At 43.9% G+C, this 8,612-nt stretch carries 9 protein-coding genes; all 9 read left to right on the top strand.

Annotation, left to right across the window (positions count from 1 at the left end; all coding sequences use genetic code 11):
- Positions 1 to 912, top strand: a 912-nt coding sequence (rsmH, locus tag RWS39_RS08810) for a 16S rRNA (cytosine(1402)-N(4))-methyltransferase RsmH (RefSeq protein ID WP_314482629.1), incomplete at its 5' end; no start/stop codon positions are given.
- 5 nt (positions 913 to 917) lie between these two features.
- On the top strand, positions 918 to 1,238 hold the full coding sequence (ftsL, locus tag RWS39_RS08805; RefSeq protein WP_005591835.1) for a cell division protein FtsL: 321 nt from the start codon (positions 918 to 920) through the stop codon (positions 1,236 to 1,238).
- The gene (gene pbp2x, locus RWS39_RS08800; protein WP_314482626.1) at positions 1,231 to 3,516 is read left to right on the top strand and encodes a penicillin-binding protein PBP2X; all 2,286 of its coding nucleotides are present in this window, start codon (positions 1,231 to 1,233) and stop codon (positions 3,514 to 3,516) included. The genes ftsL and pbp2x overlap by 8 nt, the downstream gene beginning before the upstream one ends.
- Position 3,517: 1 nt before the next feature.
- Positions 3,518 to 4,501, top strand: a complete 984-nt coding sequence (mraY, locus tag RWS39_RS08795) for a phospho-N-acetylmuramoyl-pentapeptide-transferase (protein WP_048764978.1) — start codon at positions 3,518 to 3,520, stop codon at positions 4,499 to 4,501.
- Between the two features lie 100 nt (positions 4,502 to 4,601).
- The gene (locus RWS39_RS08790) at positions 4,602 to 5,945 is read left to right on the top strand and encodes a DEAD/DEAH box helicase (protein ID WP_314482622.1); all 1,344 of its coding nucleotides are present in this window, start codon (positions 4,602 to 4,604) and stop codon (positions 5,943 to 5,945) included.
- Between the two features lie 208 nt (positions 5,946 to 6,153).
- Entirely contained in the window at positions 6,154 to 6,960 is an 807-nt protein-coding gene (locus tag RWS39_RS08785; protein WP_314482619.1) for an amino acid ABC transporter permease, read from the top strand.
- A complete protein-coding gene (locus RWS39_RS08780; RefSeq protein ID WP_314482635.1) occupies positions 6,960 to 7,703 on the top strand; it encodes an amino acid ABC transporter ATP-binding protein in 744 nt (247 codons plus the stop codon). Before RWS39_RS08785 ends, RWS39_RS08780 begins: the two co-directional genes overlap by 1 nt.
- Before the next feature lie 94 nt (positions 7,704 to 7,797).
- On the top strand, positions 7,798 to 8,022 hold the full coding sequence (locus RWS39_RS08775; RefSeq protein ID WP_314482616.1) for a DUF4059 family protein: 225 nt from the start codon (positions 7,798 to 7,800) through the stop codon (positions 8,020 to 8,022).
- Between the two features lie 68 nt (positions 8,023 to 8,090).
- Positions 8,091 to 8,612, top strand: a 522-nt coding sequence (locus tag RWS39_RS08770) for an NAD(P)/FAD-dependent oxidoreductase (RefSeq protein ID WP_314482632.1), incomplete at its 3' end; no start/stop codon positions are given.

Here is an 8,612-nt window from a genome sequence, read left to right as displayed (position 1 = left end):
GAAACGATTGACCAGCTTGATGTTCAGCCAGATGGCATCTATGTTGATGCGACCTTGGGTGGAGCTGGTCACAGCGAGTATCTTTTGAGCAAGCTGGGAGACAAGGGGCATTTGTATGCTTTTGACCAGGATCAGACTGCGATTGATAATGCCAAAAAACGTCTGGCTCCCTATATTGAGCGGGGCATGGTGACCTTTATCAAAGATAATTTCCGCAATCTCAAGACTCGTTTGAATGAAGTAGGGGTCGAGAAGATTGATGGAATTTGTTATGACTTGGGCGTATCTAGTCCGCAGCTGGATGAACGGGAGCGCGGTTTTTCTTATAAGCAGGACGCTCCTTTGGATATGCGGATGAATCAAGAAGCTGCCTTGACAGCTTACCAAGTTGTAAATCAATATCCTTACAACGATTTAGTCCGTATTTTTTTCAAATATGGTGAAGATAAGTTTTCCAAGCAGATTGCCCGTAAGATCGAGCAAGCGAGAGAAATCAAGCCTATAGAAACGACGACAGAGCTGGCCGAAATTATCAAATCAGCCAAACCTGCTAAGGAACTGAAGAAAAAAGGTCATCCAGCTAAGCAGATTTTTCAGGCTATTCGGATTGAGGTCAATGACGAGTTGGGAGCGGCCGATGAATCCATTCAGCAGGCCATTGACTTGTTGGCTGTAGGTGGTCGTATTTCAGTGATTACCTTTCATTCGCTGGAGGATCGTCTGACCAAGCAACTGTTTAAAGAAGCTTCAACCGTAGATGTTCCCAAAGGTCTGCCTTTCATTCCAGATGATTTGCAACCCAAGCTGGAGTTAGTTTCACGCAAACCTATTTTACCAAGCAAAGAAGAATTAGAAGCCAATAATCGCGCCCATTCTGCGAAGTTGCGCGTGGCTAGGAAGGTGCATGAGTAAGTTTCATGGCAGAAAGAAAGCAACACCCTATTCAAAAACGGATTCGGAAATTTTCTCGAGTCGAAAAAGCCTTCTATGGCTCCATTATTTTAACAGCGATTATCCTTGCAGTCAGTATTGTGTTTATGCAGACCAAGCTATTGCAGGTCAACCATGATTTGACTGAAGTTAATGCTCAGATTGAGTCAGAGCAGGCTGAATTGGATAATATTAAGCAAGAAGTGAATGAATTGACACGTTATGAAAGGCTGTCCCAGTTGGCCAGCTCTCAGGATATGAAACTCCAAAAGGGAAATCGTAAGACAGTGAGTACAACCAATGAGTAATAGATTTTTAAAAAATATTCAGCGATATGCTTTAAAAAATAGACAAAGCCCAGAATACAATCGACGAAAAGTTGGAAAAAGTATGAGTGCCTTGGCCGTCTTTCTTTTTTTCATTTTCTTGATTAATTTTGCGACCATTATCGGGACAGATCAGAAATTCGGTGTTAATTTGTCAAAAGGTGCTAAGCAAGTGCACCAAAAGACAGTCGTGGTCGCTGCCAAGCGAGGAACTATCTATGACCGCAACGGTGTCCCGATCGCTGAAGATGCAACGACTTATAACATTTATGCTGTTATTGATAAAAAATACAAATCCGCTGCTGGCAAGGTCCTCTATGTAGAGGAGTCCCAGTATGAAAAGGTTGCTGAGATTCTTAATCAACATCTAGGAATGGATAAGGACTATGTTAAGCAGCAGCTTGCGCAAAAGGATTTAAAACAGGTTTCTTTTGGTTCCCAAGGAAATGGGATCACTTATAGTACTATGAGCTCTATCCGACAAGCGATGGAAAAGGAAAAGATAGAGGGGATTGATTTTACAACTAGCCCTAACCGCAGCTATAGTAACGGTATCTTTGCTTCGCAATTTATCGGTCAGGCTCAGATGCAAGAGGATAAAGAAGGTAATAAAACACTTGTGGGAACCTCAGGTATGGAGCAGTCGCTAGACCGTATCTTGGGCGGTCAGAATGGTCTGGTTACCTATGAAAAAGACAGCAAAGGAAACATCATCCCAGGTTCAGAGGAAGTTTCTGTTAAGACAGAAGACGGAAAAGATGTATATACAACCCTCTCTGCCCAGCTACAGACATACTTGGAAACGCGGATGGATGCCTTCCAAGAAACAGCTAAAGGAAAATTTGTCAGTGCGACTTTGGTCAGTGCTAAGACAGGCGAGATTCTAGCAACGACTCAGCGTCCGACTTATAATGCGGATACTAAAGAGGGCCTGAATGTAGATCATTTGAAAACTTGGAATAACTTCCTTTACCAGACGCAGTATGAGCCTGGATCAACGATGAAAGTTATGACTCTAGCCTCAGCGATTGATAATGGGTCCTTTAATCCAACCGGAACATACGATAACTCGGAATATAAGATTGCAGATGCTACCATCCGCGACTGGGATGTAAACATGGGGTTATCAACAGGACAAGTCCTGACCTATGCTCAAGGTTTTACTTACTCTAGTAATGTTGGGATGACACGCATTGAGCAAGACATGGGAGATGCCAAGTGGATAGACTATCTATCAAAATTCAAATTTGGCTTACCGACTCGTTTTGGTATGGGCTATGAAGAATATGGTGCCTTGCCTACAGACAATGCTGTAACCATTGCTATGAGTTCCTTTGGACAAGGGATTGGGGTAACCCAAGTGCAGATGTTACGTGCTTTTTCGGCTATTTCAAATGATGGTGTCATGTTAGAGCCGAAATTTATCTCTGCTATTTATGATTCACGAACGGGTAGTGCCCGTAAATCCCAGCCAGAAATCGTTGGTCATCCAGTTTCAGGAAAAGCAGCGAAAACAACTCGGGATTATATGATTCAGGTCGGAACGGTTCCTTATTATGGAACGCTGAATATCGGCGGAGAACCGGTTATCAAGGTTTCTGGGCAAGATGTGGCCGTGAAATCCGGAACAGCCCAAATTGCGACTGCTAAGGGCTATTTGGAAGGGGAGAATAATTATATTTACTCCGTGGTAGCCATGACGCCAGCTGAAAGTCCAGATTTCATTATGTATGTCACGGTTCAGCAGCCTGAAGTTAAATTTTCACCACTTTTCTGGCAGGAAGTTGTTAATCCAGTCTTGGAAGAAGCTGTGGCACTTAAAGATAGCTTGAATCTAACTGGCGATAGCCCTGCTTTGGAATTGGTTGAAAAAGAAACAACCTACAAAATGCCATCTATCGATGGTTTGACCAAACAACTGAAGTTGAAAAATCAAATCAGCCCAGGAGGCTTGGCTGACGAGCTTCGCCGCAATCTAGTGCAGCCCATCATTTTAGGAACAGGTAGTGAAATCAAGAAGATTTCTGTAAAAGAAGGGCAAGAACTGAAAGCCAATCAACAGATTTTGATTTTAAGTGATAACTTTGAAGATTTGCCAGATATGTATGGCTGGACCAAGGAAAATGTGGAGCAATTTGCTGAATGGCAAGGGCTGGAAGTCAATTTTAAAGGCAAAGGCTCAAAAGTTGTCAAGCAGAAGGAGAAGGTCAATACAGACCTGAAAAAATTGAAAAAAATAACCGTTACATTGGGAGACTAGCATGTTAACAGCAATTATTGCAGGAATTCTGACCTTTATCCTAACCCTTGTTGGGATTCCTGCCTTTATCCGTTTTTATCACAAGGCTCATATTTCAGGCCAGCAAATGCACGAGGATGTTAAGCAGCATCAGGCTAAGGCTGGAACGCCGACGATGGGGGGAACCGTCTTTCTGGTTGCCTCTGTTTTGGCTAGTTTTGTGACAGCCTTGCTTTCCCAACAACTGTCCAACGGCTTGATTATGATTCTCTTTATCTTGGTTCTCTACGGAATCGTTGGCTTTTTGGATGATTTCCTTAAGGTTTTCCGTAAGATTAACGAAGGCCTGAATCCTAAGCAGAAACTAGCTCTGCAGCTGGTAGGGGGAGTTATCTTTTACTTCTTCTACAATCAGCACGGGGCAGGTGACTCTCTAAATGTCTTTACGATTCCAGTGCAGCTAGGTTTCCTCTATATCTTCTTCGTCCTCTTTTGGCTGGTTGGTTTCTCCAACGCTGTCAATCTGACCGATGGAATTGATGGCTTGGCTAGTATCTCCGTTGCGATCAGCTTGGTGGCCTACGGGGTCATTGCTCTGGAGCAGAAGCGCTTTGACCTTCTGATTGTCATTATCAGCATGATTGGTGGTTTGCTAGGCTTCTTTGTCTTTAACCATAAGCCAGCTAAGATCTTTATGGGGGATGTGGGAAGTCTTGCCTTGGGTGGTATGCTTGCTGCCCTCTCTATTGCCTTGCACCAAGAGTGGACCTTGCTTCTCATCGGAATCGTCTATGTCTTTGAAACGACTTCTGTTATGATGCAGGTGACTTATTTCAAGCTGACGGGTGGCAAGCGGATTTTCCGTATGACGCCAGTCCATCACCACTTTGAATTGGGTGGTTTTTCTGGGCATGGCCAGCCATGGAGCGAATGGAAGGTCGACTTCTTCTTCTGGGGCGTAGGCCTCTTAGCTAGCTTGCTGACTTTGGCCATTCTATATTTGTGATATGAAGGTGGGTGTAAGCCCGCCTTTTCTCGTCCTGAGCTGAGCAGAAAAGATATTTTTTTGGTATAATAGATAAGATTAAGAGTAAACAGAGGAAAAAATGAAATTTACAGAATTTAACTTTAAAGATTATATTCAGGAAGCCCTCAAGGACCTGAACTTTGTGGAGGCGACGGAGGTTCAAGAAAAGCTGATTCCGGTGGTGTTATCTGGCCGAGACTTAGTTGGGGAGTCTAAAACAGGATCAGGCAAGACCCACACCTTCTTGCTGCCTATCTTCCAGCAATTAGATGAAGAGGTGGACAGCGTCCAAGCGGTAATTACAGCACCCAGCCGAGAATTAGCAACCCAGATCTATCAGGCAGCCCGTCAGCTAGCTAGCTTTTCAGAGCAAGAGATTCGAGTGGCCAACTATGTCGGCGGAACTGACAAGGCTCGTCAGATTGGCAAGCTAGAGTCCAGCCAACCTCATATAGTCATTGGAACGCCAGGGCGGATTTATGACTTGGTTGAGTCAGGTGATTTGGCTATCCATAAGGCTCATACCTTTGTTGTGGACGAGGCTGATATGACGCTTGATATGGGCTTTTTGGAGACAGTTGACCGGATTGCGGCTCGCTTGCCTAAAGACCTGCAGTTTTTAGTTTTCTCAGCTACTATTCCACAGAAGCTTCAACCTTTCTTGAAGAAATACCTGTCTAATCCGGTCATGGAGCAGATTAAGACCAAGACGGTGATTGCCGATACCATTGATAACTGGCTCTTGTCAACCAAAGGGCGAGATAAGAATGCCCAGATTTATGAGATCAGTCAGCTCCTCCAGCCTTATTTGGCGATGATTTTTGTTAATACTAAGACTCGTGCGGATGAATTGCAGGCATATCTAACTGCGCAGGGTCTAAAAGTAGCCAAGATTCATGGTGATATCCCACCACGGGAGCGCAAGCGTATCATGAATCAGGTCAAGAATCTGGATTTTGAATACATCGTGGCGACGGACTTGGCAGCGCGTGGAATTGATATTGAAGGTGTCAGTCATGTCATCAATGATGCTATTCCGCAGGATTTGTCTTTCTTTGTCCACCGAGTTGGTCGGACGGGACGAAATGGCCTTCCCGGCACAGCCATTACCCTTTATCAACCGAGTGACGATTCAGATATTCGAGAGTTGGAAAAGCTGGGTATCAAGTTTACTCCTAAGATGATCAAAAATGGGGAATTTCAAGATACCTACGATCGAGATCGCCGTGCTAATCGGGAGAAGACCAAGGAGAAGCTGGACACAGAAATGATTGGTCTGGTCAAGAAGAAAAAGAAAAAAATCAAACCAGGCTATAAGAAGAAAATCCAATGGGCAGTGAATGAGAAACGCCGCAAGACCAAGCGAGCTGAAAATCGAGCACGTGGTCGGGCAGAACGCAAGGCTAAGCGCCAGACATTCTAGCCATAAATTCTTTTTATGGACGATATAGAAAAATTATATTTTAAAGACCAGTGAAACTATGATAGACTAGGATTACTGGTCTATTTTATTGTCATTTCCCACTTAGCTATTAAAGGTTTAAAGATTATCTATTCTTGATGCCAAATAGTTTGCATCTGGGTCAAATTATGATAGAATAATGCATTATCGAGAAAGAGAAGTAATTAAAATGTTTACAACTTATATCCTAGCTGCAAACTGGTATGAAGAGCTTTTGAAGCTCCTCCCAGACGGCAAATTATTTAGTTTACGAGCTGTTTTTGATGCCATTCCGGCGATTCTAAAAACCTTACCTATCACACTTTTGTTGACACTGGGTGGGGCATTTTTCGGCATCATCTTGGCCATGATTTTCGCAGTGGTTAAGATTAACCGCACAAGAATTCTGTATCCTATTCAGGCTCTCTTTGTGAGCTTCCTCCGTGGGACGCCCCTTTTGGTTCAGCTCATGCTGACTTATTTTGGGATTCCGCTCCTGCTGAAAGCCATCAATCAAAAGTATGGGACAGCTTTTAATATCAATGCCATCCCTGCCTCAGTCTTTGCCATTATCGCTTTTGCCTTCAATGAAGCGGCCTATGCCAGCGAGACGATCCGAGCAGCCATTCTTTCGGTGGATCCGGGTGAGATTGAAGCAGCTCGCAGTCTGGGAATGACCAATCGCCAAGTCTATCTGCGGGTCATCATTCCTAATGCAGCAGTTGTGGCAACACCGACTCTGATTAACTCCCTCATCGGCTTGACCAAGGGAACTTCTCTGGCCTTTAGTGCGGGTGTTGTAGAAGTCTTTGCCAAGGCTCAGGCTATCGGTGGTTCGGATTATCGTTATTTTGAGCGCTTCATTTCTGTTTCTATTATTTACTGGATTGTCAATATCGTGATTGAGCAAATCGGTCGTGCGATTGAAAAAGCTATGGATATCAAGGCGCCAGCCAATCTGGAAAAAATGGAGCAAGCGCAAGGAGGTAGGATTTGATGATTAAAATTTCCCAGTTAAGCAAGGAATTTTCTGGACAAAAGGTCTTGGATAATCTGAGTTTGGAAATTCAAAAAGGCGAAGTCATTGCTCTAATAGGCTCCTCAGGTGCTGGTAAATCAACCTTCCTGCGCAGCCTTAACTATCTGGAGCAACCAGATAGCGGAAGGATTGAAATTGATAACTTCAAGGTGGATTTTTCAACCATTTCACCAGATGAAATCTTGACTCTGCGTCGAAAATTGGCCATGGTTTTCCAACAGTTCAATTTATTTTCCCGTCGAACGGCTCTGGAAAATGTCAAGGAAAGTCTGCTGGTAGTTAAAAATTTGTCTGACCAAGAAGCGACTAAAATTGCCAAGGAAGAGTTGGCAAAGGTTGGCCTGTCTGATCGTGAGAATCATTATCCCAAGCATTTATCAGGCGGTCAAAAACAGCGGGTGGCTTTGGCGCGGGCCTTGGCCATGAAGCCAGATGTTCTCTTGCTAGATGAGCCTACTTCAGCCCTTGACCCAGAGCTAGTCGGTGAGGTAGAGAAATCCATTGCCGACGCTGCCAAGGCAGGGCAAACCATGATTCTGGTTAGCCATGATATATCTTTTGTTTCCCAAGTGGCAGATCGGGTGCTTTTCTTGGATAAGGGTCATATTATTGAGTCAGGCAGTCCAGAGGAGATCATCAATCATCCCAAGGAAGCTAGAACCAAAGAATTCTTTGCTAGTTACAAACGGACTTATATTTGATATAATAGAAAAAGTGAAAGCTCAGTTGGCTAGACCAGCTGGGTTTGTTTTCGACTAAAACCTTTTTAAGGCAACTGATTATTGAGGAGCTGACATGTTAATTAAGATTTTTTCTCTCTATATCCAAAGCCTCATCTATACGGCGATTCTGGTAGGACTTGCCGATGGCTTGTGGCTTTTATTTCAGAGACTCGGTCGCAAGGATCGAACTCTTGCGGTAGGTCAAAGCCAAATTTACGATCTTCTTTTGATTACAATTATGACGATTCCAATCTTGTCTTTTGCGATTTTTGGCTTACTGGTTGTTCTCAAAGCTTAAATACTTGTAAAAGATTAGTTAGTTTGTTAGAATAACAGTAGTTACAACAAAGAGAAAGGAAAAAGATGATGTACGATACAATGATTATTGGAGCTGGTCCTGCGGGAATGACAGCAGCCCTCTATGCAGCTAGAAGTAATCTTAAAGTGGCCCTGCTTGAACGCGGTATTTACGGCGGCCAGATGAATAATACTGCGGAGATTGAGAATTATCCCGGTTATGCTCGTATCAGCGGACCAGAGCTAGCTGAAAAGATGTTTGAGCCCCTAGAAAATCTAGGCGTAGAGCATTTGTTTGGTCAAGTTGAAAAAATTGAAGACCATGGTAACTATAAGAAAATCATTACTGAGGATGGAGCCTTTGAGACCAAGACAGTGATTTTGGCTTCTGGCGCCAACCATCGTCATCTAGGAGTTCCTGGCGAGGAAGAATACAATAGTCGTGGCGTTTCCTACTGTGCGGTCTGCGATGGTGCTTTTTTCCGTGATGAAGATCTCTTAGTGGTCGGAGGCGGCGATTCTGCCGTTGAGGAAGCGATTTTCCTCACGCGCTTTGCAAAGTCTGTGACCATTGTTCACCGTCGTGACCAA

Origin of the sequence: Streptococcus cristatus, assembly GCF_963529205.1 — a bacterium.
GTDB classification, from domain to species: domain Bacteria; phylum Bacillota; class Bacilli; order Lactobacillales; family Streptococcaceae; genus Streptococcus; species Streptococcus cristatus_O.
The sequence above is the reverse complement of the archived record's forward strand: the minus strand, read 5'-3'. Positions and strand labels throughout refer to the sequence as shown.

Bases quoted from the DNA above. Each gene is read 5' to 3' on its own strand.
- mraY (WP_048764978.1), top strand. From the start codon at position 3,518: ATGTTAACAGCAATTATTGCAGGAATTCTGACCTTTATCCTAACCCTT.
- pbp2x (WP_314482626.1), top strand. From the start codon at position 1,231: ATGAGTAATAGATTTTTAAAAAATATTCAGCGATATGCTTTAAAAAAT.
- RWS39_RS08790 (WP_314482622.1), top strand. From the start codon at position 4,602: ATGAAATTTACAGAATTTAACTTTAAAGATTATATTCAGGAAGCCCTC.
- RWS39_RS08785 (WP_314482619.1), top strand. From the start codon at position 6,154: ATGTTTACAACTTATATCCTAGCTGCAAACTGGTATGAAGAGCTTTTG.
- ftsL (WP_005591835.1), top strand. From the start codon at position 918: ATGGCAGAAAGAAAGCAACACCCTATTCAAAAACGGATTCGGAAATTT.
- RWS39_RS08780 (WP_314482635.1), top strand. From the start codon at position 6,960: ATGATTAAAATTTCCCAGTTAAGCAAGGAATTTTCTGGACAAAAGGTC.
- RWS39_RS08775 (WP_314482616.1), top strand. From the start codon at position 7,798: ATGTTAATTAAGATTTTTTCTCTCTATATCCAAAGCCTCATCTATACG.